Annotated in this window: 22 protein-coding genes; 6 read left to right on the forward strand and 16 right to left on the reverse strand. The window is 40.2% G+C overall.

Annotation, left to right across the window (positions count from 1 at the left end; genetic code table 11):
• From rlmN to HNP76_RS02730, 6 genes are all read left to right on the forward strand, one after another.
• On the forward strand, positions 1-1,056 hold the full coding sequence (gene rlmN / locus HNP76_RS02705) for a dual-specificity RNA methyltransferase RlmN (protein ID WP_184657242.1): 1,056 nt from the start codon (positions 1-3) through the stop codon (positions 1,054-1,056).
• Positions 1,057-1,126: 70 nt separating this feature from the next.
• Positions 1,127-1,336: a heavy-metal-associated domain-containing protein gene (locus tag HNP76_RS02710; RefSeq protein WP_184657244.1), complete on the forward strand. Its 210-nt coding sequence runs from the start codon at positions 1,127-1,129 to the stop codon at positions 1,334-1,336.
• Between the two features lie 4 nt (positions 1,337-1,340).
• Positions 1,341-2,333 carry a D-2-hydroxyacid dehydrogenase gene (locus HNP76_RS02715; RefSeq protein WP_184657246.1) on the forward strand — a complete coding sequence of 331 codons (993 nt, stop codon included), beginning with the start codon at positions 1,341-1,343 and terminating at the stop codon, positions 2,331-2,333.
• 49 nt (positions 2,334-2,382) lie between these two features.
• Positions 2,383-3,669, forward strand: coding sequence for a 3-isopropylmalate dehydratase large subunit (locus HNP76_RS02720; RefSeq protein ID WP_184657248.1), 1,287 nt, complete (start codon positions 2,383-2,385; stop codon positions 3,667-3,669).
• A gap of 31 nt (positions 3,670-3,700) precedes the next feature.
• On the forward strand, positions 3,701-4,234 hold the full coding sequence (locus HNP76_RS02725) for a 3-isopropylmalate dehydratase small subunit (RefSeq protein ID WP_184657250.1): 534 nt from the start codon (positions 3,701-3,703) through the stop codon (positions 4,232-4,234).
• A 264-nt stretch (positions 4,235-4,498) separates the two neighbouring features.
• Positions 4,499-5,107: a CPBP family intramembrane glutamic endopeptidase gene (locus tag HNP76_RS02730; protein WP_184657252.1), complete on the forward strand. Its 609-nt coding sequence runs from the start codon at positions 4,499-4,501 to the stop codon at positions 5,105-5,107.
• On the opposite strand, the gene HNP76_RS02735 is transcribed toward HNP76_RS02730, so the two are convergent.
• The 16 genes from HNP76_RS02735 to HNP76_RS02810 form a co-directional block, all read right to left on the reverse strand.
• The gene (locus HNP76_RS02735; protein WP_184657254.1) at positions 5,104-6,096 is read right to left on the reverse strand and encodes a DUF4340 domain-containing protein; all 993 of its coding nucleotides are present in this window, start codon (positions 6,094-6,096) and stop codon (positions 5,104-5,106) included. The genes HNP76_RS02730 and HNP76_RS02735 overlap by 4 nt on opposite strands.
• A gap of 93 nt (positions 6,097-6,189) precedes the next feature.
• Positions 6,190-8,367 carry a GldG family protein gene (locus HNP76_RS02740; protein WP_184657256.1) on the reverse strand — a complete coding sequence of 726 codons (2,178 nt, stop codon included), beginning with the start codon at positions 8,365-8,367 and terminating at the stop codon, positions 6,190-6,192.
• 2 nt (positions 8,368-8,369) lie between these two features.
• Positions 8,370-9,098 carry an ABC transporter ATP-binding protein gene (locus HNP76_RS02745; protein ID WP_184657257.1) on the reverse strand — a complete coding sequence of 243 codons (729 nt, stop codon included), beginning with the start codon at positions 9,096-9,098 and terminating at the stop codon, positions 8,370-8,372.
• Positions 9,099-9,150: 52 nt separating this feature from the next.
• Complete coding sequence (locus HNP76_RS02750) at positions 9,151-10,590, reverse strand: class I SAM-dependent DNA methyltransferase (protein ID WP_184657259.1); 1,440 nt, start codon at positions 10,588-10,590, stop codon at positions 9,151-9,153.
• A gap of 139 nt (positions 10,591-10,729) precedes the next feature.
• Positions 10,730-12,067: a hypothetical protein gene (locus tag HNP76_RS02755; RefSeq protein ID WP_184657261.1), complete on the reverse strand. Its 1,338-nt coding sequence runs from the start codon at positions 12,065-12,067 to the stop codon at positions 10,730-10,732.
• Between the two features lie 76 nt (positions 12,068-12,143).
• Positions 12,144-13,163 carry a virulence RhuM family protein gene (locus HNP76_RS02760; protein ID WP_184657263.1) on the reverse strand — a complete coding sequence of 340 codons (1,020 nt, stop codon included), beginning with the start codon at positions 13,161-13,163 and terminating at the stop codon, positions 12,144-12,146.
• Positions 13,164-13,386: 223 nt separating this feature from the next.
• Positions 13,387-14,928, reverse strand: a complete 1,542-nt coding sequence (locus HNP76_RS02765) for a hypothetical protein (protein ID WP_184657266.1) — start codon at positions 14,926-14,928, stop codon at positions 13,387-13,389.
• A complete protein-coding gene (locus HNP76_RS02770) occupies positions 14,925-15,956 on the reverse strand; it encodes a hypothetical protein (RefSeq protein ID WP_184657268.1) in 1,032 nt (343 codons plus the stop codon). The genes HNP76_RS02765 and HNP76_RS02770 overlap by 4 nt, the downstream gene beginning before the upstream one ends.
• An 8-nt stretch (positions 15,957-15,964) precedes the next feature.
• Entirely contained in the window at positions 15,965-17,260 is a 1,296-nt protein-coding gene (locus tag HNP76_RS02775; protein WP_184657270.1) for a restriction endonuclease subunit S, read from the reverse strand.
• Between the two features lie 11 nt (positions 17,261-17,271).
• Positions 17,272-18,648: a DUF4427 domain-containing protein gene (locus tag HNP76_RS02780; RefSeq protein ID WP_184657272.1), complete on the reverse strand. Its 1,377-nt coding sequence runs from the start codon at positions 18,646-18,648 to the stop codon at positions 17,272-17,274.
• Positions 18,582-19,637: a Fic family protein gene (locus tag HNP76_RS02785; RefSeq protein WP_184657274.1), complete on the reverse strand. Its 1,056-nt coding sequence runs from the start codon at positions 19,635-19,637 to the stop codon at positions 18,582-18,584. Before HNP76_RS02785 ends, HNP76_RS02780 begins: the two co-directional genes overlap by 67 nt.
• 189 nt (positions 19,638-19,826) lie before the next feature.
• On the reverse strand, positions 19,827-22,235 hold the full coding sequence (gene hsdR, locus HNP76_RS02790) for an EcoAI/FtnUII family type I restriction enzme subunit R (protein WP_184657276.1): 2,409 nt from the start codon (positions 22,233-22,235) through the stop codon (positions 19,827-19,829).
• A 53-nt stretch (positions 22,236-22,288) separates the two neighbouring features.
• On the reverse strand, positions 22,289-23,215 hold the full coding sequence (locus HNP76_RS02795) for a ribonuclease Z (RefSeq protein ID WP_184657278.1): 927 nt from the start codon (positions 23,213-23,215) through the stop codon (positions 22,289-22,291).
• A 3-nt stretch (positions 23,216-23,218) separates the two neighbouring features.
• Positions 23,219-24,271, reverse strand: a complete 1,053-nt coding sequence (locus tag HNP76_RS02800; RefSeq protein ID WP_246462718.1) for a lipid II:glycine glycyltransferase FemX — start codon at positions 24,269-24,271, stop codon at positions 23,219-23,221.
• 361 nt (positions 24,272-24,632) lie between these two features.
• Positions 24,633-25,172, reverse strand: coding sequence for a rubrerythrin (gene rbr / locus HNP76_RS02805; RefSeq protein ID WP_184657282.1), 540 nt, complete (start codon positions 25,170-25,172; stop codon positions 24,633-24,635).
• 20 nt (positions 25,173-25,192) lie between these two features.
• Positions 25,193-25,585, reverse strand: a complete 393-nt coding sequence (locus tag HNP76_RS02810; protein WP_184657284.1) for a Fur family transcriptional regulator — start codon at positions 25,583-25,585, stop codon at positions 25,193-25,195.

Genomic DNA, 25,585 nt, shown 5'->3' on the forward strand with positions numbered 1-25,585 from the left:
ATGAGTGATAAAATTCCTTTGGCTGGTCTTTTACCAGCCGAAATCTGCGAATCGCTTGGATTAAATCAGGCCTTTCGCGGAAAACAAATCTTTCAGTGGATTGGAAAGGGCCTTGAGTCTTTTGACGAAATGACCAACCTCAGCGTTGATTTGAGAAATGAACTCAAAGAAAAAGCCCTTCTCCGTTCAACTTCTGTTTCCGAGTTTCTTAAAGACCCGGATGGTACAATCAAATTACAGATCAGCCTCTCTGACGGACTTGCCGTTGAAACTGTCCTGCTTACAGACCGGGATGACCGCAAAACTGCCTGTGTTTCATGTCAGGTCGGTTGTGCAATGAACTGTGCTTTCTGCCAGACAGGTCATCTTGGACTGGCAAGAAACCTTACAGCCGGTGAAATTGTCGAGCAGTTCCTTTATCTTGAAAAACATGCCGGCCCTCTGGATAACATTGTCTTTATGGGAATGGGCGAGCCGATGATGAACCTTGAGAATGTCCGTAAGGCAATTGCAATTCTTACCAGCAAGGATGGACGGGCCCTTTCAGGCAGAAGGATTACCCTTTCGACATCCGGCGTCATCAAAGGCATTTATGATCTGGCTGACAACGGCCCTGCAATCAGGCTGGCGGTTTCACTTACTACAGCCGACAATGCCCTTCGTGAAAAGCTGATGCCAATCTGCCGCACGAATCCCTTGCCTGAGCTTCGTAAGGCAATCGACTATTTTGCCCAAAAAACAGGAAAGCGCGTAACTTTGGAAGCAGCCCTGCTCCATGATACTAACACAAGCATTGAAAGTGCTACAAACATGATAAATTTTGCCCGTGGTCTGGACGTTCACATCAATCTGATTCCATGGAATCCGGTTGAAGGCCTTGAATTCAGCGAGCCAAGCGGAAAGGAATGCAAGAATTTCGTCTATCATCTTGAAAAGGCGGGCTTGAATGTGACCTTGCGGACTCGTCGGGGCCGTGAAATTGGCGGTGCATGCGGACAACTCGGAAAAACTTTGGCAGAAACTCAGGGTAACGGCAAAAAACTTGCTGAATATTAAAGATTATTTTTGTTGAATTTTTCTGTATTACCATTTATAATAATTTATCAATAACATGGAGTGTTCGTAAATGCAGAAGAAAATTTACGTTGACGGTATGTTTGACCCGGCTGTAGCAGCTAAGGTTGATGGAGCCGTAAAAGCTGTAGCTGGTGTAACTAGTTGCAATGCAAATCCTGAAAAATCACAGGTTCTTGTAGATTTTGATGAAAGTGTTGGCGGAATCGAAGATGCCATCAATGCGGCCATTTCTTCTACAGGAATCGCGGTTTTAGGATAAGCAAATGAAAATAACGGTTCTTGATGGGCACGGACTTAATCCTGGCGATGTATCTTGGGATTGCATAAAGTCTTTCGCAGATGAATTTACAGTTTATGACCGTTCTCCTCAAGAACTTGTTGTTGAACGAATCGGCAATAGTGAAATCGTTCTTCTGAATAAAATTCATATCACCAAAGAGATTGTAGAAAGCTGTCCAAATCTCCGATATATCGGGGTGCTGGCAACGGGCTACAATGTCGTTGATGTGAAAGCCTGCCGCGATCGCGGAATTATTGTCACGAACATCCCTTCTTATAGCACAAACGCTGTTGCACAGCACGTCTTTTCTTTCATTCTTCATTTTACAAATCAAGTTGCAGCACATTCTCTTTCAGTTCACGATGGAAAATGGATTTCAAATCCTGACTTCTGCTACTGGCTCTCTCCTCTTACAGAACTTTCCGGCAAAACCCTGGGTATTTACGGTTTCGGACATATCGGGCAGAAGGTTTGTGAAATTGCACTTGCTTTCGGCATGAAGGTAATCGTTTGCGCACACTCAAAGAAATCATTTGAAAAGGCAAAAGCCGCCCTCAATGTTTCTGAATCATTGAAGGCTCTGGTTCAGCCTGTTTCCAAAGAGGAGCTTTTCAAGGAATCTGATTTCCTTTCACTTCACGCTCCCCTCACTCCTGAAACTGAAAATCTTGCAGATGAAAAAATGCTTTCACTCATGAAAAGCTCTGCGGTTCTCATAAATACAGCCCGTGGCGGCATGATTGCCGAAGCTGACGTTCGTGCGGCCCTGGAAAGCAAAAAAATTGCAGGCTATGCCGCTGACGTTCTGCTTCAGGAACCTATGAGTCCTTCAAGTCCTCTTTACAAGGCTCCCAACTGCGTAATCACACCTCATCTTGCATGGGCACCAAGGGAAACAAGGCTCAGGCTTCTTGATATTGAAGTTGAAAACATAAAGGCATTTTTGGCCGGCAAGCCGGTTAATGTTGTAAACTAAAATTTCCGTGAGTCACGGGAATGACAAATATAAAACAGAGGTATTTAAAATGGGAAAGACGATAGCTCAAAAAATCTTTGAGTCACATCTTGTAGACACGCCGTTCGAGGGAACTTACGTCCTCAAGCTCGACCGTGTTTTCTGTCATGAAATTACAACTCCTGTCGCAATCAATGACCTTATTGAGCGCAAAAAGGACAGGGTTTTTGACCCAACAAAAATCAAGGCTGTAATCGACCATGTAACTCCGTCAAAAGACAGCAAAACTGCTACTCAGTCTAAAATCCTTCGTGACTGGGCACGCCGCAACAATATTAAAGACTTCTTCGACATTGGTGCAAACGGTGTCTGCCACGCAATTTTCCCGGAAAAGGGATTTGTACGCCCAGGCTTCACTGTAATCATGGGTGACAGCCACACTTGTACACACGGTGCTTTCGGTGCTTTTGCTGCTGGTGTCGGTACTACTGACCTTGAAGTCGGCATCCTCAAGGGCGTCTGCTCTTTCCGCGAGCCAAAATCAATCAAATTCGTATTGAACGGCAAGCTTAAGGAAGGCGTTTATGCAAAGGACGTCATCCTCCACCTCATCGGAAAAATCGGTGTAAACGGTGCTACAAACTGCGTAATCGAGTTCACAGGTCCTGTAGTTGACAACATGGATATGGAAGAGCGCATGACTCTCTGTAACATGGCTATCGAAGCCGGCGGAACAAGCGGAATCTGTTTCCCGGATGCAAAAACTGTCGACTACCTCTGGGAATTCATCAAAGACGAATATAAATCAAAAGAAGAAGCAATCGCCGACTACTCAAAATGGCGTGACGACGATGATGCTGAATACGAAAAGGTAATCACTGAAGACCTTTCAAATCTTGAGCCTGTATGTACAATCAACTACAAGCCGGATCAGATTAAGAAAATCTCTGAAATGAAGGGAACTAAAGTTGATCAGGTTTATATCGGTTCTTGTACAAACGGACGAATTTCTGACCTTCGCATTGCGGCAAAGGTTCTCAAAGGCCACAAACTGGCTGACGGCGTACGCGGTATCGTAAGTCCTGCTACTCCAAAAATCTACAAGATGGCTGTTGCCGAAGGAATCATCGACACATTCCTTGAGGCAGGCTTCTGTGTTACAAACCCAACCTGTGGTGCTTGTCTCGGCATGTCTAACGGTGTTCTTGCTGAGGGCGAAGTTTGTGCTTCAACAACAAACCGAAACTTCAACGGACGAATGGGAAAAGGCGGCATGGTTCACCTTATGAGCCCTGCTTCTGCTGCTGCAACTGCAATTACAGGCACTATAACAAATTCAGAACTTTACAAAGGCTAAAAGCCTAGGAAGCTTGATAAAGGAGAAAATTATGAAAGCTTTTGGTGGAGATGTACTCTTCTTGGATCGCTCAGACATTAATACTGACGAGATTATTCCAGCAAAGTATCTGACGGAAGTCTCTAAGCAGGCGCTTAAACCTTACCTGCTCGAAGACCTCAAACTCGACGGATTCGATGCAAAACGTGATGTCCCGAACAAAAAGGTAATCATCACACGTGAGAATTTTGGCTGCGGTTCGAGCCGTGAGCATGCGCCATGGGCTCTTGAAGTAAACGGAATCTACACCGTAATTGCTCCAAACTTTGCCCGAATCTTCTACCAGAATATGTATAACTGCGGTCTTCTCGCACTCAATATGCCAAAAAAAGACATCGATGACATGTTCCGCACATTCGGTACAAAAGACTGTGAATGCAAAATCGAGCAGAAGGAAGACGGCACCTGGAAAGTAAAGCTTATCGCAGGCTCTCTTTCAAAAAGCTACCCTTTCAAGCTTGAAGGATTCGAAAAAGCACTTATCGAAAACGAAGGCTGGATTGGATTTGCGGATTCAAAATATTAATCAGAATAGGTTTTTAAAATCTACTTGATACATAAAAAATAAACCTGCGGGTCCCAGCGACGGAAAAATCAAGGTATCTCCCTAAAAGGGTACCCACTTAATTTTTCCTGCCTCCCACAGGTTTATTTTTTTTGATATTCCGGCTTTTTATCAATTCTTTTGCTTGATCTTTCTTTACATATGGAAAAAAAATTCCTCTCGTATTTTTTGTTTTTCTTCGTTCTCTTTATTATTGTTCTTCCACCGCTTGTGGGGCAGTTTTTTTTGGAACGACAGAGTGAGGTTGTCGCTCAGTATCCGCTTTCGGTCTTTTTGACTGGGGCCCTGGCCTTGCTTATTTATCTTTTTGCAGTGAAAGGTGTGGTTTTTGGGGAGCCTTTTGAGAAGGTTCGGCGGCCTTTTTTTGAGTCTTTTTATAATTATTCTTCAAATTCACTTGTCTGCTTTGGTTTTCTCTGTTTGTGCACGGCTTTGCTTGAAATTATTGCCTATTTTTCTGGAATTGACTCAGGCATAAAGAATATTGTTTTTCCAGATTCTTTTTTGGGGAAGCTTAATTTTTTGCTTGGCGTGATTGCGGCGGCTTTTTATGAGGAAGTGATTTATCGCTTCTATCTTCCTCGCTCTTTTAAGGAAATGCTTTCTAAAAAGTTTGGGGATAACCCAAGGCTTTCGCTTTTTTGTGAAGGACTTGCCCTGCTCCTTTTTTCAATGGGACATCTTTATCTTGGAATCCTTGGCTTTATTAATGCCCTTTTGTGCGGGGCTGCCCTCAGGCTTTGCATGATACGGACACAATCTCTTTGGATTCCCTTTATCATTCATACTCTTTATAATCTGCTTTCCTTTTTGATTGCCTGGAAGGTCTTTTAGAAAAGGGATTTTATCTTTCCGTAGGTCCAGGCAGAAATCTCATATACTGCGTTTTCTGAATAGAATGCAAAGGCGTTTTCCTGGGAGTCGGCTGGCGACGGCTTGATGCTCTTTTTATAGAAGTATGATTTTTCTGATTCAGACTGTCCTTTTTCCTCAATTTCAAAAAACTCGATGCGGGCGCTTCTTCCGCTTCCGTCCTGAACTGTAAGGACAGCTGACGGACGGGGATTCTGACTTTGCATGGCGGAAAGGAAATCTTCCTCATCTTTAATGCTTCCGTGCCTGAGGGAAAGAAGACTTGCTGATTTTGTGGTAAAGTCCGGGGATTTTTCGTTCAGGCTTGATTTTGCTGATTTTTCTTCAAATCTTATTTCCACTGGATTTGAACCTTTTGAAATGATTCCTGAAAGAATTTCACCTTCTGACCAGTAGTTTGTGTCGGAATTCAGGAAGTGGGAAAGGTCATTTTCAGTCTCGAAGGTGATTTTTGAGCCTTGTGAACGAACGAAAGTTCTGTTTGTGAGCGGATTCGTACTTCCAAAGTGCAGTTTTGTATACATCTTGTTATCATTTCCGGTAAAAGTGACTGTGCGGGCTGTATTTTCGCTGGTTTTAAGCTGGTCAAAGTCGCTTTCTTTGTCCGAAATCTGGTAGAGTTTTCGGATTTCACAGGCTTTTTCGATCAAGGATGCTACAAGTTTTTTGTCAGCAAAGGTGGTGATTTCAGTTTTTTCCTCGCCCGCGTTTTTGACAAGCTGCCAGAAATCCCCCTGCTTTTTGAGGGTGACTGAGCCGTTTTGTGAAGGAATCTGGATATCAATCTGAGCGACTTCGTTTTTGTATTTTGGATTCAGAAGTGCTGATTCAATGAATTTGGGCGCGTTTCTTCTATTTTTTGGGAAAAAAAGTGAAAAGAGAAAAAGAATCAGCGAGAAAATCAAAATCTTTGTAAGAAGTTTATCGAGTTTTTTCATAATTTTAGCCAAGCGTTAGGGATTGTAGCGCCTTTAGTTGCCGCTTGCGGCAATGAAGCGTAGCGGAAGCGCGGAAAGCCCGGCCAGCCGCAGGCTGGTAACGACCTATTTTTTTCTCCTTTTTATCTGAACGAAAACAAAAATCAACAGAATCACAAGCGGCAAAAGTCCGAAAGTCAGGAGCAGCACCAGCTTTCTTTTTGCGCTGAATTCGCTTTCACCGACGATTTTATGAAGGGATGTGACGGGAGCGGATTTTTCCATGAGGGCTGCTAATTCGCCCTCGCCCCTCAAAACGAGAAGTTCCTTGGTCAGAAAATCGTAGTTCCTGAAATCGCCGGAGCTTTCGCCTGAAATAAAGCCTGTCATGAGGCTTGAGACGAAAAACTGGTCTGAAACAAGCGAGATGTTTTTGCTTCGGGCGGCAACAATCAGCTGCTCGTTTTTTGCATCACTTGCGGCGGCTGACTTTGGAATCATGAAGGGATTCGTGAGGAAAAGATTTCCGTCGTCACTTGCGGCGGGCCTTTGCTTCCATGCGTAATTCGTCGTAAATAAAAGCGGCTCGACTTGACCGTAAGGAACGATCGGGCTTGCCCAGAAGACGGTTGCGCCTTTTTTTGCTTCCTTTTGATTCTGGATGACGAGCCATAGAGGATAGTTTACCGTGGCGTATTCGGCCTTGTTTCCTTCCCCGCTTTCCATCGTGAGCGGATAGCAGGAAATGTCTTCGGCAAGGGAGAGGTCAAAAGCAAAGCCCTTGGAGTTGAGGTAAGAAATCATGGAGTCGTGTTCAGGCTTTGAGACCTTCCATTCATCTTCAATCGTCGTGTGGAAAGGACTTGTTGCGATAAATGCCTTGGCGCCCTTTTCAAGCGCATTCTGCAAATAGAAAGACTGCTCCGCGCTCAGGTCCTTTGTTCCGAAAACGGCGATTTGATCTTCAGGAGTGAGTTTTTTTAGAACTTCTGTGGCATTAAAATCATTTAAGTGTTCGACTTCAAAGCCGCGTGAAGAAAGCCAGGGGGCTACATAGAGATAGGATTCTTCGATGGAGCGGCCGTTACCGCATAAAAGGTAAACTTTTCTGTCTTTTGAGGTGATAAGTTTCTGAACGCGCTGGGTTAAATCGTATTCCAGGCTTGAAGTTGAAAGCACGAAAGGAATCAGCTCGGACTTTTCAAGGTACTGAATCAAAACCGCAGAATAAACCGTGACGAATTCAGTCTTTGTGCCGTTGTCGCTGCGGATCTGCTGGCTCTGAATACCCAAAGCCTTGAGTTTTTCGGGATCAGCCTTTTCGAGGGTGAAAGACATGCCCTTGCTTTCAGAACAGTAGTCGGCAAGGAATTCCGCGACATCTGAAGTCTGCGGATAAAGGTTTTTGAGTTCCTTTGATCTGTAATATGTGATTCTGATGGGATTTTCAAGATTTGAAAGAAGATTTTTGCTCGTTTTGGAAAGCGAGAACTGGCCGTTTTTGCTGGCGTCGGCACGGAAATAAAGGTTCTGGAAAGAAAGCGAGACAAGAAGGATGATTGCCGCAAAAAGAAAAGCCGTGAGGCGTGAAGTTTTTTTGCCCAGCCGCTTGTATTCCAAGGAAACGCAGAGAAGAAGAAGTACAAATGCGAGAATCAGGTAGTATGCAATGTTCCGCGAGTCGATAATGCCCTTTGAAAATGAATCAAAATGCCATGCAAAGCTGATTTTTCGGCATAAAAAAGTAAGGATTATACCCGTCTGGTAATATAAAGGAAGAAGATGAAGGAAATTGACCAGAGCAAGCGAAACCGACGAAAGAATCAGCGGGAAAACCTGGGAATTGGGAAAAATAGAAAAAAACAGAATCGAAAGAAGCGAGGCGCAAAGTCCGTAAAGAAAGATTCCAAAGAAAGACGAAAGAGCCTGAAAAAAATCCATCGTGCCGAAAAGGTTCACGCAAAACGGCAGAATTGAAAGAAGAATGAGCGGAAAGGCAAAAGCCGAAAAAGCCGAAAGCGAAAGAGCGGAAAACCTTTTGAATGGCGAAAGTGGCACCGAGTCATCAAGAAGAAGCGGCCGGAGCCTTAAAACCAGAAGAGGAACCGTTAGGATTGAAATGTAGGGAACTGAATTGAAAAAAGGCCGCAAATCCGTGGAACCTAGCCCACTAACGAAAAACTTCCCCATAAAGAAAAACTTGAAGAGGCAGAAAAGGACCGTGAGCAATGACGATGCGTAAAAAAGAGGGTCAATCAGGTAGGAGAAAATCGCGGACTTGTAGAGGGCAAAGGATTTTTTCATTTTTACTCCCTTACTATATCACTCGCGCTCGTGATTTTAAAGAAGGCTTCCTCAAGATTTTTGCACTCAAACTGAGCCGCAATTTCTTCCGCCGTACCGCTTGCCGCAAGACGACCCTCGTGAATGATGTAAACGCGGTCGCACAATGCCTCGACTTCCTGCATGAGATGTGTTGAAAGCAGAATCGTGTGGTCAGCTTTAAGTGATTTGACGAGGCTGCGCATTTTTAGGATTTGTGCCGGATCTAACCCCGATGCAGGTTCGTCTAAAACCAAAACCTTTGGGTTATAAATGAGTGCCTGGGCGAAATTCACGCGCTCCCGCTGCCCTTTTGAAAGCGTCCGGATTTTTTTGTGCAAGAGTTCTTCAAGGGAAAGCTGGTCAATCAGGAGCGGATTATTTTCTTTTATTCCATGAAGTTCCGCAACCATGTTGAGGTATTCTTCGACGGTATATTCTCCCGGAAGGTTCGGCTCTTCGGCGACAAAGCCCGTGAGGTTCCGCACCTGCTCCGGGTTTTCACTTGCATTTACGCCCTCAACAAGCACTTCTCCGCTCGTGGCAAAGTGCCGGGCACAGATTGCCTTTAGAATTGTGGTTTTACCTGCACCGTTTAAGCCGAGGATGCCGGTAATTTCGCCGGTTTGGCAGGTCATGGAGAAATCCCGCACGGCAAGGGGGGCGTTTTTGCGTGAGGTGTAGGATTTTGAAAAGGCGGTTAGTTGGATCATTTTTTGGGGGCTCCTATTTAGTTGGTATTGATTTTAACTCTAATCATTGTTTTTAAACCAACCCCTTCTTCAACTCTTCAATCAATTCATCACTCTTCCTAAACGATGCACTCAACATATCAAGCAGTTCTGCAGTAGTATGAGTAACTTCCTCTTCTTTTACAAACGGATTTTTAATATCAAGATTCCAACCGCTTTCTGCAATCTTCTCAACAGAAACACGCCAAGCCTGCTCGTTTTCACTACGCTTGCCCCACCATTCCTTAAGAGAAGCAAATTCACTCTTTTGAATCGGCTTTGTTTTAGAATAAGATTTCTGACCTTCTGGCAGCTTGTGTTCCCAATACCAGATTTCTCGTGTAGGCTCGCCCTTTGTAAAGAACAAAAGATTTGTCGCAACCGAAGCATAAGGCTGGAAAACCGAGTTAGGCAAACGCACAATCGTATGAACATTACACTGCTTCAAGAACTCCTCGCGGATTCTCTGCTTTACACCGTCGCCAGTCAAAGAACCGTCAGGCAAAACAATAGCAGCACGACCGCCATCACGAAGATAACGAATCATCAAAAGCAAAAACAAGTCGGCACTTTCTGTAGTACGGAACTGAGCCGGATAATTAGTTTCTACACCATCACTTACACTCGCACCAAAAGGCGGATTAGCAAGAATAACATCAACCTTATCTTTAGCGCCAATAGAAGTATATTCACGGTTCAAGCTGTCGCCGTTTATAATATTCGGAACTTCAATATCATGCAGAATCAGGTTAGTAACACAAAGCATAAAAGGAAGCGGCTTTAATTCCTGGCCGCGAATTGTTTCTTCCAGAGTCTTCAAATCTTCAACAGAATGAACATCCTGCGTCCTGATATTTTCAATGGCGCTCGTCAAAAATCCGCCCGTACCACAGGCAGGGTCAAGAACCTTTTCTCCAAGTCGTGGATTAATAATCTCCGTCATAATTTCTGTAACAGCACGTGGAGTATAGAATTCTCCATAGTTACCCGCACTCTGCAAATCACGCAAAAGACTTTCGTAAATATCACCAAAAGTATGACGGTCTTCACTGGCATTAAAATCAATCTCATTAAGCTTGTTCACAACCTGGCGGATAATGGTGCCGTTCTTCATATAGTTGTTAGTGCCTGCAAAAATATCACGTACCAGAACAGCCCGTCGGTTAACGCCATCATTGCCAGAAGAAACATCAAGATTCTGCAGCCCCGGAAAAAGCTCGCCGTCCACAAACTCCTTCATCGCGTCTCCGGTAATTCCTTCACTATCTCCAGCCCATGCACGCCATCTCAGCTTTTCAGGAATCACAGAAACATAATCATCGTTCAAAAGCTCCATCTCTGCATCCTTGTCATCCAGGATTTTGAGCGTAATCATCCATCCCAGCTGCTCAAGCCTCTGCGCATCCCCCGAAACTCCCGGGTCCTTCCACATGATATTCTGCAAAGATTTTATGATTCCTGATATATTTGGCATTTTTGTGCTCCTTTTTTTTGGGGTGTTCCCCTCACTTCGTTCTGGTCGGGCTTTTCGGGGTTCTGGCTTTCGCCTCCATTCTTGCTACGCAAGAACGCTTCGCGCCCCTACAATCCCTAACACTTTTTATCTAAAAGTGTTACGTTCTTAACATTCTATCTATATCCTCATCGGAATACCCTTCTACTGTATATTTTGGTAAATCAGTTTTCTTTCGAGATTCGTTTACTTCTTTCTGTGTTTTTACAGGAACACCTACCATTCGGAACGATCCAAAACTAATACAATTTTCAGGTAGATTTGCTGCATATTCAAAAATCTCATCTATCAAGCTAACAAAGTCTTTAGGACATTTTTCCTTTTTATCTGGGCACCATAAAGATGCGGAAATAGAAAAATCTACATTTCTATACTCCAAAGCATAAACTTTTCCAGTTCCCTTTGAATATTTAAAATAATTAGTCAACTTATTAAAGTCTAAAGACTTTGCTCTTTCAACAAACTTTTCCCACCGATTTTTATAAAGTTTTTCTATAGACATTAATTCTTGTTTTACATTATAAAACAGTTTCTCAGTTGTATATTCATAATCGCTATTCAGTTTCTTTGCAATTCTCAAAGCTGTTTTACTTGGCTTTTCGGGTTTGTATTCTAAATCTGTAATTGAAACTTCAAGAAATACAGCAGGAGCTTTTTCGATATAAACTTCTTCTTCCTCATCTTCTTCTCTGAATTCACACGGCTTTAAATGTTCTAAAAGATTATTGAATTGAAAAAAATATACATGATTGTAAACTTCTTCTTCATTATCGCATGGTTCAAGTTGTTTATTCAGAACCATTTCTTCCGTAATTATTTTGATACCTCGAGGTTTATATTTTTCCAATACTTCAGAAATACTAGTCCACCCTTCTTCCAAGTCTTCATCAATATTTTCCCAATTTATACTTTGTGTATCACCAACCATTAAAATAGAGTTGGAATTGAAGGCTTTAACAAACGAGTTTATTCGATACAGTATTTTTAAATAATCCTCGGTAAAACCTTCTTCTGGATTTTCGATAGTTTCAATAAATGAAAACATTCTGCCGGGAAAGCATAAAAAATCGCTATAAATCTTTAATGTTTTTGGATAAATATACACTTCTATATCATCTAGTACAGAGCGAAGAAATAATTCTATCTGTCTTGTCTTGAATAATTCACTTATATTTTGATTTTCAAAATCCTTTATCTTATTATCCGAATCAACAATTTCTAAAAAATATTCGCTTTTATTCAGTGCTACAACACTACATAAAGAAGTATATTTATATTTTCCTGTTTTTGGAAACAAAGAGAACCATTCATCAGAATCTCCCTGCATACAAAAAATTGATATTCTACAATCCAGATATCTTTCAAGATGAAATTTCAAATCTTTGATTGTTGAAAAACTAATGTTATTATCATACCAATATTGAATATCAACTCCCATACAGTACCTCGTCTATATTCTTGAATTTGTTGAAAAATATGGCAAGTTCAATCAATTGTTATTCTCAATAATTAAATTATTTCTCCTCGATCTTTCTTATCATTTTATCAAAATCAGAATCTATCTTCTGAGTTTTGTTAAAAATCTCATATTCGGCAAATGCCTTGTTGTCTGCATCATTTCGGGAAATCCTTCCATTTCCTTCAAGATTATCGTACTTTCGGAATTCAAGAAATTCGTTAACACTTGCCGCAAACTGTTCCATATTAAAAGGAATTTCACGTTCAATCAAATCTTCAATATAATCAAAATAACCGCTCACCGCCCTTTCCAGCTGGCGGATTTGCTTTTCAGAAAGATAGTTTTTTGCAATATTCACATCGGATTTCAAAATACGTCCATCAGGAGAATTTTTCCATGTAGTTAACCCCATGTGTTCTTTTTTGTGGTCAGCCTTGTCATAAACAATTTCTGCCGCAGTCTGACCGGTAATTGCAAAATGAAACTTATTCTGAACCGTTGCATAAAACTGTTTTGTAATTTCAGAGTTTTTATCATAATCAATGGAACATTCCGCAAAAATATCTGTAATCTGCTGCCAGATCCTGCGTTCACTTGCACGGATTGAGCGGACTCTTTCCAAAAGTTCACGGAAATAATCCTTTCCAAAAACATTTTCGCCCTGCTTTAGCCGCTCATCATCCATAACAAAGCCTTTTTTGATGTATTCCTTTAATACATTTGTAGCCCAGATACGGAACTTTGTAGCTTTTGCAGAATTCACTCTATAACCTACAGAGATAATGGCATCGAGATTATAGAAATTTGTAAGAACGGACTGAGTTTTTCCTTCTATTGCGCCATGCCTGGTGGTTATTTCCATTTTGGAAACAACCACTTTTTCATCAAGCTCCCCCTCTTGAAATATATTCTTAAGATGTTTTGAAACCGCAGGTACATTTACATCAAACAACTCTGCCATAGATTTTTGCGTAAGCCAGATAGTCTCATCCTTAAGGAGCGCATTGACTTTTACATCTTCTTCATATGCTTTGTAGAGAATGTACGATATTTGTTTTACAAGTTCGTTTGTCATTTGTTTTGTTCCTTTTGTTTTATATTGAGGAGGGGAAAGCCTTCCCCTCGCTCCCAAGCAAGTCGCTCCACGAATCGTCTCTGCAAGCAGCGCCGATTCTCTCCGCTTTGTTGCTTGTCCGCTACCCCTTCTGCGGGGACACCTCGCAACGCCCCGAAGAGTTCATTGCCTAAGTTTTGAATAACACATTTCTTTATAAGCAAACTTAGTAGACATGCAATTTCTAACAAGAATTGCAGAACCTATATTTAAATAAATTTAAAATATAAGAACCAAACCCATTATTATAATTATATATTTCCAAAGTAATAATAAATAATATAAGCAAAGATAAAAACCACAAGACACTATAGAAATTGCGTTGTTGTATAATAAAAGATGCGTGAGTACCATCCTTGTCAGGATTGCAATCATCGAATATTCCCTGTAATTCTACCTCCGACAAGACATGGCTATATCTTTGTTTTATTTGATTAAAATGTTTTTCATACAACTTTGTTTTTTGATCTAGCTCCCATCTTGAAAAAAATAAATATATCAAAGAAATTAACAAGAAACTGAAAATCAATAGAATAATATTATTATTAAAACCTTTTATATAATTACTATTTGAAATAACATTTACAACAATTACAGATATAAACAAAGAAAGCACTGTAATAATATTTTTTTTGAAGTCGTCTATAAAACTGCTGACAATAGAGTTTATTTCTCCTTGTAAAGTTATAAGTAATTCAGATATTTCTTTTCTTACTGAAAGATATTTTTCGACATTTTCTTTTTGATAAATTCTATAATTTGATTTTATTGCTTCAAATACATTTTGGTCTAATTTTAAGTGTTTTTGATCCAAATTCAAGGAAAGAATATTTCTTGAGATATTAAGCTTATCAGTTGCATTTCCATCCGTATAAATCCATCTATATATTTCGTATAATTCATTGTTATTTTTAGTGTCGATAATGAAATTTGAAATTGTTTCTGTATTAAAATCGTTTTTTAAGATTTTGAAACCATTTAATCTAAAAGAGAATAATGATTTTTCAAGTTTTATATAATCAAAAATCGATAAAAAACATAAAAATGCCAAAACTTTGTCAAACAATTGCTTTATTTTATTATTATTGCAATTAAAAAAATAAAAATCCTCCGGAGTTAATTCATATCTCGGGCAATCTTGACAGCATAAATCTTTTGAGAGTTTAAGAATTTTTTCTTTCTTCACGCTATCCAATATTTTTACTTGTGAAATATCGACATTCTGTGATAAAAAAAAGATACTTTGGGAATAGAAGAAAAGGACTTCTCTGCTTTGCAGTTCGAAAATAATATAAGGTCTCATTTTTTTGCTAAATATCGATAGAAAATCTGATAATGCACATTTTTCTAAGTAATTAATAAAAGAATCCATTTGATATATAGAAATATGATTATTTTCAAATTTTTTATAAACAGTTAATTCTATACGTAAATTAGTACCAGCATCATAGGAATCATATGCCGAAATCATATTTTCCCATGTTGATTTTTCACTTGCTGGGTTAAATGATGTAACAAGATTTCCTTCGAACAACAAAGTCATATAAAGAGAATCTCTTGAGGCAATTTGAGGGCATGAGCATAATTGCGGTAATGATCTTTCATCTTTAGTAAAATCCCATTTGTATTTTACTACTTCAAAATCTTCTTCTATCTCAATTAAAGAATAAGCATCTGAAAAAAGTTGAATAAAATAATTACAAATAGGATGTATCATATTTTTCATAATCCTTTGGCATATTCATAGCCATCTGTACTTAATACCATGATATACTTTTTTCCATCTTCTTCTTTTGGTTTTATTATTGAAGATAGATTTGGGATATCCTGTTTTATAACTAAATCAATTTCATTAGTTAGTTTTAATTCTTTTTTCATTCTATTTGTTATAGATAAAGGATCTTTTTCAAATTTATTATCAAACTTATTCTTATTTTGTAATTCAGTTATTTTAGTCTTAAGTGGAGACATTTCTAGTGAGTCGTCATATGGAATATAATTACCTATTACATTTTCTGCATAATAGGTAATATCAAATTCTCCTTTTGTCCGAAAGTATGCTACTGTCGAATTCCAAAGCTTTATATAATCAGTTTTATGATCCTTTTGCAATGGTGCCAAAACAGTATTGTTTATTAATTCAAAAGCTTTTTTTGTATTTGTCGTATTATCTCTTAATTCTTTTAACTCGAGAAAAGATTTCCACCAATATACAGAATGGTTAATATTTGAATCGTAGGTTACTATTCGTTGAAATGTATAATCATTGTTTGCATACTTAATGTCAGCAATGAAAGATTTAAATATTTTCTTCTTCAATGGTAATCCACTTTTTGTATTTCCTGTTATTTCTTCAACAAATTCTGCATAATCAGCTTTTGTAATAATAAACTTATAATCCGCGTCTGTTATCTTTGCTGCTGCAATCACCAATATACCTTTTTGAATCTCAACGTTTAATTTCTGAATCTTCTTTTGAACATCTAATTCTGTTACTAATAATTTCTGTGCAAGCAATATACATTCATTTTGTTTAATCTGTTCATCAAGATTTTTTACTATAGAAAGTATCCTGTTTTTTGTAGTCATCAAAGTCTCATCAAATTCATATTCTCTATCTCCAGAACTAGAAACAATTGCATCTAGCAATTCACTCAAATACTTTTGGATATTATATTTATCAGTAAAACTTTCTTTAGTACACTGTTCCAAATTTAAGTCAATTTTGAATAAATTAATAAAAATGGTTTCCATATTTCCCCTCAAACCTCAAAAGCTTCTTTTATTATAGTCTGCATAAGAGTTTTAGTCAGTAATTTTTGGTCTTGGATTTGTTTTTCTAGAGTTGTTACTTTTGCGAGTAGAATTTCTACTTTGTTTACTATTTCTTCTTGTTCCTTTAGTGGAGGTAATCCTATAATCAGAGGATATATCCTTTTTCCGGATAAGACAGGCTGTGCAGTTTCCCTAGCATAGTTTCTTAAACTAAGCGAGTTCAGCAAATAATACAGCCAATAAAAATTAATCATTGATTCATTGAAAGATGTTACAAACGCATTATCAGTGACCCATGCTTTTTCTGGTGTAATATGAATACATCCACATTGTGCTCCAACCCTACCAATGATTATAGAAATTTTATTTATATTTGAAATATTGTGATTCCCATTAATTCCATTCCCTCCATATACAGGAATATTTCCTTCTCTTTTTTCTTTTTCTGTTAAATTATCACCAGATGATATTGAAATTAAATATCCTAAAGAAGTGTCTTTCCAACTGTTAGGTATCTTAAATGGTTTTTCTTCATATGTAATGGGAGCAAGAGATTTTGAGCGGGTGTTGCGGGCGACGTTTGAGCCCGCAGAGGGGGTAGCGGAAAACTGCGAAGCAGGTTGTAGCGAGGGGGAGACTTCCCCCTTCTGAATCTGTTCAAACAATGCTTCTGCATCGTAGTTGGGATTGCCTTTTTTGACTGGATTCTGTTTGCGCCAGTTGGCGGTGAGTTTTCCTTCTATGGCTTGTTGCAGAATGTTCTGGCGGAGAAGTTTTGCGTAATCGGTCTGCTTTTCATATTCGGCAGAGAGTTCTTTTTGCTTTTCCTGGAGCGAGACAAAAAGATTTGAAAGTTCTCTTTGGCGTTCTATTGGTGGCAAGGGAAATTCTACGGTTGCGATATCTTTCATTGAAAGAGAAACATTTGCAGCGCCTTTCATCAGAGGAACAAGAATTATGTCTTTGTAAAATTGAAGATACTGATGGAGATAGCGGGCATCGAGTTCCTGCGGATTGTTTGGAATTACGGCGCACAGAATTGTTCCGAGCGCAAACTTTCCGCTTTGATAATGAACATTTTTGAGAGACTTTTTGCCGTGCCCGCTGGAACTTACAAGCGGAATACATACGGCTTCGCAATCGAACTGATATGTTGAACAAGTTTTTCTTTCTTCGGCTGTAACTACAAGAGTATATTCTCCCGGCTCTGCGCTTGCAATGCCGGTTGTGCCTTTTACGATTTTGCAGATGTCACCAATTTTTACTTTTTTCCATTCGCTCATTTATTATATCCCTAACAATCATTAGATTTATTATAATATAAATCTTCTAGATTGCCTAAATCTTGCGAACAATAATATGGAACATCATTGCAATCTTTACTATCACGTACGGAGTAATAACCACACTGTATCTTAAGTTTTTTCTTAATAATATCTGATAGATTTTGTATCATTTCTTCTTGCATTTGTAATGGCAATGAAGAATCTAGAGGTTCAAGTTCGAATAAGATTTTGTTTTCATTATTAATAATGAGTAATCCTTCATTTAACATTGCTAATACTCTTTTATCAAAAACATTATAAAACCAGATCCAGCATCTTCCATTTTCATATGTGTAATCGTTTCCTGTTGAAATTATTTTTTCAAATACGATGCTAAAATAGTGCTCAATTTGTTCTTTTGTTGAAAATGCTAATTTAGTATTTTTTTTAAGGTAATCTTCAATAGGTATTAATGATTTTTTTATTAATTTCTTCTCTTGATAATAATCCCTGTATTTTTTTGTATTCTTTATTTTTTCTGCACAAATTATAAATTGATATTTATTTTCTGAAATTGTCCCTCTATAAATTAGACAGAGAATATCATAAAGAATTTTATTAACATCTTTCTTTTTATCAATGATTATACCTATATCATTGCAATCTTCTTTTGATAGGTAGAAACCAGGAACATCATTTGAGCTTTCTACAATACCAAATTCTGAAATTTGATTTTCATACTTACTTAAATCACCTCTGTATGGAAGTCTCCATTCTCTTTCATGGGTCCAATCCACGGGTCGGGAGATACAAGGATTATAAGTAATATATCTAAACTGTTCTGATGAAGGAAGATATCTTTCTTCAAAGATTCTGGCACCACCATTATTTGAATCTGGATAAACGGCAGATGGATTAGATAATCCATAAATTACATGACGAGCACCCATTGTAAATAACTCAGACTTTTTGAATGATAAACCATAAATACTAATTTTTTCTGATTTTTTTGCTCTTGATCTTGCAGCTTCTACAAATGCAGCAAAAGGCATTTCTGTGAAACAAACTGCAGGATTCGGTCCATAAACAGAGCGAGCTTTTCCTCTATATGACCAAGTCGCCCATAATTTATCATTTCGAATACAACACCGTAAAAGAAATAGAGCACTGTATTTACAATCTCCGACGTCTTCGTTGTTAAAACCTAAATATTCAGGTAATCCTGGAAATGAAGGATCTTCAGCATCTAAAGGTCTAAAAAAATGTATTAATCTATCGTTTAAATCATATCGCTCATTATTATTCATTTTAATATCCATATTTTTAATTAAAAAACTTACTATTCCTTCAACAATCCCATCAATCCAATGTTTATGAACAGATTGTCTTTGCCTACTTTTATACATTTTAGTATTCCAATATCTTCCAGTTGATGCAAATATCGCGAAGCGGCTTTGCGTTCCACCCCGAGAGATCTTACAATGAATTCAACTTTGCAATATGGATTTTCAAAAAGAGTTTCTATTAATTCTTTTGAGTAGATTTTTGGAGCTTCTGCTTTTACTTTTTCTACAGTATCTTCAAGAAGTTTTTGTATGGCTTTTACTTTCTGGATTGTATCAGCTGCAGTTTCTTCAATTCCCTTAAGAATAAAAATAATCCAGTCTTCCCATGCATCTTGCGCTCTTACATTTTGTAAAAGTTTATAGTAAGTAGTTTTATTTTTTATGATGTATGAACTGAGATACAAAATTGGAACATCAAGGTGATGTTTTAAAATCAGATAGAGGATATTTATAATGCGGCCTGTTCTTCCGTTGCCGTCATAAAATGGATGAATACTTTCAAACTGATAATGCAGAATGGCAAGCTTTGAAAGACTGTCATCTTCGTTATTCAGATATTCAGTAAAATTCTTTAACAGCTCGTCTATTTCTTCTTTTGTCTGAGGCGGTGTATAAACAACTTCATTTGTTGTGTCGTTTACAAGCTTTGTTCCTGGCAAGGTTCGGATTCCTGCATCATTTTGAACAAGAGCTTTTTGAATCTGAACAATGTCATTAATAGAAATAAAACCATGTTCCTTAAGCTGATTAAAACCTGTATACAGAGCTTCTCTGTAGAACATAACTTCTTTTGTGGCTGAATCAATTTTAGTTACTGTTTCAGATACGGCTTTATAAAGATCATCTTTTGTTGTGATGATATTTTCTATTTCTGAACTGTCTTTTGATTCCTGAAGTACAATTGCATTTATAAGAATAGATTGATTTGGAATAAGATTTGCACAGCCTTTTAATTCAGCAAGCATTTTTACTGCTTTGTTTTCTGCTTTGAGAATCTTAATTGTTTCCGTTTTTGAAGAATCAATCGGGAGCTTTTGCAATTCAGTCATGTCCCAATTATACACCATTTTGGTACATAAGACAAGAAATATGTACCAATTTTTGCAATTTTGGTACATATAAAAGAAACATGCACAAATTTTGAGAATTTTGGTACATGATAATTTTTTGAGACTAATGATTTCCGCAGATATACGCAAAAATCTTTAGTCAAAGAAGAACACTTCATCATCCGTTTGTTATGCCGCGCGATAAATCTCTGATTCCAGTTCCCTTATGGCTGCAAGATACTGTGTTTTTCCACCGAACAAGCCTACCAGTTCTGTTGGAGTTCCAAGTTCTTTTAATGGCTCGACTGTCAGAATTTTCATGTCTTCGATATTTTCAATTCCGCTTTCTGCGTATTTATCAAGCAATGCCTCAAGAACTGTGCGCGCTTTATCACCGTATTTCGTCCAGTAATTTCGCTTTCGTACATTTTCGGCTCTTTCGCGTCTGGTTAGTGCGGGAGCATCCCATGCGATATGGCAGATTAAATCAAAAATATCTAAGTCTGATTTTATTTCTTCTTTGAGTTCTGCAAAGCTAAGTCCCTGATTTTCAAGTTCTTCTATAATCACCCGCTTTTTCTCAGCATCATTCCAAGCCTGTAAGAAGTTGTCCAGAGAACGGTACGATGTGAGGATTCCGTTCTTTGTGTATTCTTTTAGGCTTGTTGTAATAAGCTTGCCGTTAGAATCGAGGAATTGCTTTCTTTCGCTCAGGATGCTTACATCTACTCCGGCAATATAGATTTTTTCACGTTTGGTGGATTCGTTCTTTTTTGGCTCGCCTATGCTCACCGCGCCAAAATTTTCATCAATCTTATATTCCGGGAAGGCAACTTCTTCGCCTGTTACCGGGTCAATCTGGCTTTCGCTTTCCCCGCTGTCTATCATTTCTTCGGAAACTGGCTCATTCTGGGCTGTCTCTTTGATTTTCACTGGTGCACCGTCAAAATCCTTGTCCGCGAATTTGTCTGTTACATTCCTAAAATCTATAATCGTAAAGTACAGCTTTCCAAAATCTTCTTCAACACGCGTTCCACGGCCAATAATCTGTTTGAATTCTGTCATGCTTCCGATATTTGAATCCAGCGCGATTACTTTGCAGGTCTTTGCATCTGTTCCTGTCGTCATCAGTTTTGATGTAGTCGCAATGACGGGATAAGGTTCTTCTGGATTGATGAAATTCTCAAGATATCCTTTTGCAACCGGATCATCGCCGGTGATTCGGACGATATATTTGTCTGTTCTGGCAGTAATTTCACGCGGAGCATAGCGCAAAAGAGCCTGTCTCATCCGTTCCGCATGTTCAATATCAACGCAGAAAACAATTGTTTTTGCCATCGGGTCGGAATTAGTCAGATACTCCATAATCTTTTTGGCAACTAAATTCGTTCGTTCATCGATAATAATCGTGCGGTCGTAATCCTTTGTGTTATAAAGACGGTCTTCTACAAGCTCGCCATTAATGTCCGTCTTACCATGCTCAGGTCGGTACCCTTCAAGGTCAACATTCATTCCTACCCGAAGGACTTTGTACGGTGCAAGGAAGCCGTCGTCAATTCCCTGCTTAAGTGAATATGTGTAAACTGGCTCGCCAAAATATTCAATGTTCGAAAGTGCCTTTGTCTCTTTAGGAGTGGCAGTCATACCAATCTGAGTGGCTGAGTTGAAATAGCTCAAGATTTTGTGCCAGGCTTTGTCTTCATCAACTGAACCGCGGTGACACTCATCAACAATAATCAAATCAAAAAAGTCAGGGCTGAACTGTTTGTAAACATCATTTTCTTCATCATAGTTTGTAAGTCCCTGATAAAGTGCAAGATAAATCTCATAAGCTTTGTCGATTTTCTTATGTTTAACGATTGTAAGCTTGTCCTTAAAGTGCTTGAAGTCGCCTTTTTTTGTCTGCGTAATGAGGTTGTTTCTGTCTGCAAGATAAAGAATTCGCTTTTTACAGCCGGATTTCCAGAGGCGGTAAATAATCTGGAACGCCGTGTAAGTTTTACCCGTTCCTGTTGCCATAACAAGAAGGATTCTGTTCTGACCGCGGGCGATTGCTTCTACAGTCCTGTTGATTGCAATCCGCTGATAATAACGAGGCTTTCGGCCTTCTGCATCAAAAAAGTATGAGCAAAGGGATGTTTCTTCGGCTTCCTTTGTTTCAAGTCCGTTATATTTTTTGTAACATTCCCAGAGTTCTTCAGGAGTCGGAAAATGGTAAAGGTCTGCGTTTTCTGAAACAACATCTGCACAATTCCTGCGGTATTGAATTACAAAGCCGTCTCCGTTACTTGAAATTGCAACAGGAATATCAAGGGTCTCTGCATATTCCAAAGCCTGCTGCATTCCGGCCCCGACAGTATGCTTGTTGTCTTTTGCTTCTACAACAGCAACTGGAATGTTTGGCTTGTAATAAAGAATAATGTCAGCGCGTTTCTTTTCCCCGCGTTTTGTAAGTTTTCCTTTTACAAAAATTCGTCCGGCAGTAAAAGATACTTCTTCCCTGATTTGGCTTTGCCTGTCCCAGCCGGAATCTTCGATTGCGGGGAGAATGTATTTTGAGATTATATCGCGTTCAGAAAAGCTGGATTTACTGTTCATTTTTTTATTATATTATACCACCAAATTTCCGCCCGTGCTAGAAAATCCCTCCCCTAATCCACATACGGCACGTCAAAAATCATCCGGTCCTTCGTCAGCTCCGCTTTCGGGTAGACTTCCTGCGCCTGCTTTAAGAGTACGTCGAGCTCGCGGTCGGTGTAGCGCGGGGAATAGTGAATCATTGCCATGCGCTTTGATTCTGAGTCGCGGGCGATTGTGGCGGCCTGGCGGGCGGTCATGTGCTTTTTTTCCTTGGCCTGGTCCGCGCAGTCGTCGGCGAACATGCCCTCACAAATCAAGAGGTCGCTTCCCTTCACTTCTTTTGCTATGCTCGGAAGATACTGTGTGTCCGTTACGAAAGAGAATTTCCTTCCGCTGCGCTTTTCGCCCATTACGTCTGACGGAGTGACGATTCTGCCGTTTTCAGAAGTGACTTCCTCGCCCCTCTGAAGCTTACCCCAAAGAGGACCACGCGGGATTCCCAAAGACTCTGCTTTTTCCGGATTGAATTCGCCCGGGCGGTCAAGTTCCTCAAGCGTGTAGCCTACGCAGGTCTTTGTGTGCGAGAGCGGAAATGCGCGGATATAAAAGTCCTTTCCCTCATGAACGACACAGGGAGCCGTAATTTCTTTTATGATAATCGGATAGTTGATGTACATGTCCAGAACCTGGCGGCTGGTCTCAACGTATTCCTTAACTTTCGGCGGACCGTAGATGTAGAGAGGCTCGGTGCGGTCAACCTGGGCTGAAAGCATGAGTATTCCCGGAAGGCCAGTCACATGGTCAGCGTGAGTGTGCGAAATAAAGATAGCGTCTATTTTCTTCCATTTGAGGTTGAGTCTTTTTAAGGAAACCTGAGTGCCCTCGCCGCAGTCAAAAAGGAACAGGTCACCGTCACGGCGGAGCAAAACTGATGTAAGATGGCGGTACGGAAGCGGCATCATGCCACCGCAGCCCAAAACGAATGCTTCAAGATTCATATATTATCTTCCCCTGATTTTTTTCATCACTTTTTTGTGCCAGAAAGCACGGAGATTTTCCGCCAGCGTGTAAAAAGCGTACATTGAGCTTAGCGGAAGGTCGAAACTGCCCGGTCTGTGAACATGCGCCCCGCCAAAGCCAGTCTTAAAGAGGTAAAGACCGTGCATCGGGTGATTTTCGTCGTCGGTCGGCGGCATTCCGTAAAAATCATAGATTTTGCTTCCGAAAGCCTTTGCATCTTTGATTGCAGTCCACTGGACAAGATAAGCCGGCATCAGGTTGCGCTTGTTGTTTCCCGAGCAGCCGTAAAGGTAAATCGCCTCGTCGCTCTGGAAAAGCGTGATGATTGCGGCCAGATCCTCGCCCTCATGACTTGCGATGTAGAGCGTGATTTTTGTCCTGTCGCCCTCTGCCTCTGACTTTTCTGATTTTGCGCCCCGCTCAAGCAAATCCCTGTAGTAGCTTTTCGGGTGCAGGCCGATTCCGTCGCGGGCGGCTGTCGTCTTGTAAAGCTCGTAGAATGAATCCAGATCCTTTTCAAAATCAGCTGAATCTGCCGTAACGGCGCGGACTTCAACACCGTGCTTTGCAGCATAGCGGACATTGTAGCGCCATTTGTTTTTCATCCCGGCAAGAAGCTCATCCTCGGTTTTGGTGAGGTCAAGATATGTTGAATCCGGCGGCTGAATGTCAACCTTGTTCTTTTTGATTCCGACTTTTGCCTTTTTTGCGAGCGAAGGAAAGCCTTTGACGAAAGAATCCCGCTCCTCGCATGTTGCAAAGTCAAGCGGAAGGTCGTATCGCACGCAGAGAGTGTTCTTAGGAAGGAAAGTTTTCAGTGATTTTGTGAAGTCACCGATCCGGGCGATATAAGACTCTTCTGACTCGCCCTCACCCTTTTCCGGGGCAAGAGGAACATAGGCAAGAGAAAAATTTACGAAAGATTTTTTGAAAGTACGAACGAGGACATTAACGCCTTCACATGAAATTTGTGTCCATCCGTGCGCACACTTAAAAGCACACCAGAATTCGGACTGCTGAAATCGTCTAGACATAATATAGAACATTTTAGCAGAAAAACGACGGTGTGACTATCCGAGGGGGGATTTTTATTCCGGGCGCACCGGCTAAAGCCGTCGGGCTATCCGCGGTTCCGCTATCGCTCCATTCCTCCGCGATGCTCCGGAACGCTTCGCGCCGCTACTATCCCTTGCGCATGTTTTTGCATTATTTTATATGTGAAATTCAAAGGTCGTGATTAAAACACTGCAAATATATCAAAAAAAACGGCCGGAGCCGGGGTTCTGACACAATCCCGCCTGAGCTTCGCTCACTGCGAGGTTTGGGGCAGGTTCCCGGCGGAAGGCCGTTTTTTTTGATAAAGCCGGATAATTATAAAACCCGGCATTTGAAATCTTAGTAGTTTTCTTCGCTGATTTCAAAGAAGCTCTTCGGGTGAGCGCAAACCGGACAAACTTCCGGAGCCTTTGTTCCTACGACTACATGACCGCAGTTTCGGCATTCCCATACTTTAACCGTGCTTTTCTCGAAGACTTCGTTCATCTCGATGTTCTTGAGAAGTGCGCGGTATCGCTCTTCGTGGCGTTTTTCGATTGCCGCTACCCCGCGGAATTTTGCTGCGAGGGCTGTAAAACCTTCAGCTTCAGCAGTTTTTGCGAAATCCTCGTACATGTCAGTCCACTCGTAGTTTTCGCCTTCTGCGGCTGCGGCAAGATTTGCCTTTGTGTCACCAAGACCGCCGAGTTCCTTGAACCAGAGCTTTGCGTGCTCTTTTTCGTTGTCGGCTGTTTTCTGGAAGATGGCAGAAATCTGCTCAAATCCCTCTTTTTTTGCTACAGAAGCAAAATATGTGTACTTGTTCCTTGCCTGGCTTTCTCCGGCAAAAGCTGCCTGCAAGTTTTTCTCTGTCTGTGTTCCTGCATACTTGTTACTCATTTTAATACCTCTCAATTTGCTTATATTTCTTTGGAACAGTCAGGGCAAAATCCTTCAAACACGATTGTGTGAGACAGCGATTTGAAGCCCGCCTCTTCCATTTTTGACTCAACCGCCATCACTTCCGAAGGACAAACGTCCGGCACATCAAGAACCTTGTGGCATCTTCTGCAGTGAAAATGGAAATGCTCTTTTAACGTGCTGTCGAAATGATCGGCTGCATCAGGGACGGAGACGCGCAGCAGAATTCCGTTTTCAACCAGAAGATTCAGATTACGGTAAACCGTTCCGCGGCTTATGTGGGGATCAGCCTTTCTTGCCTGGTCATAAATCTCATCAGCGGTGGGATGCGTTTTGTTCCCTTCCATGATGTTCATGATCAAGGTTTTCTGTGCTGAATTACGATTCTGCAT

It is taken from the genome of Treponema ruminis, from assembly GCF_014201975.1.
Lineage (GTDB): Bacteria > Spirochaetota > Spirochaetia > Treponematales > Treponemataceae > Treponema_D > Treponema_D ruminis.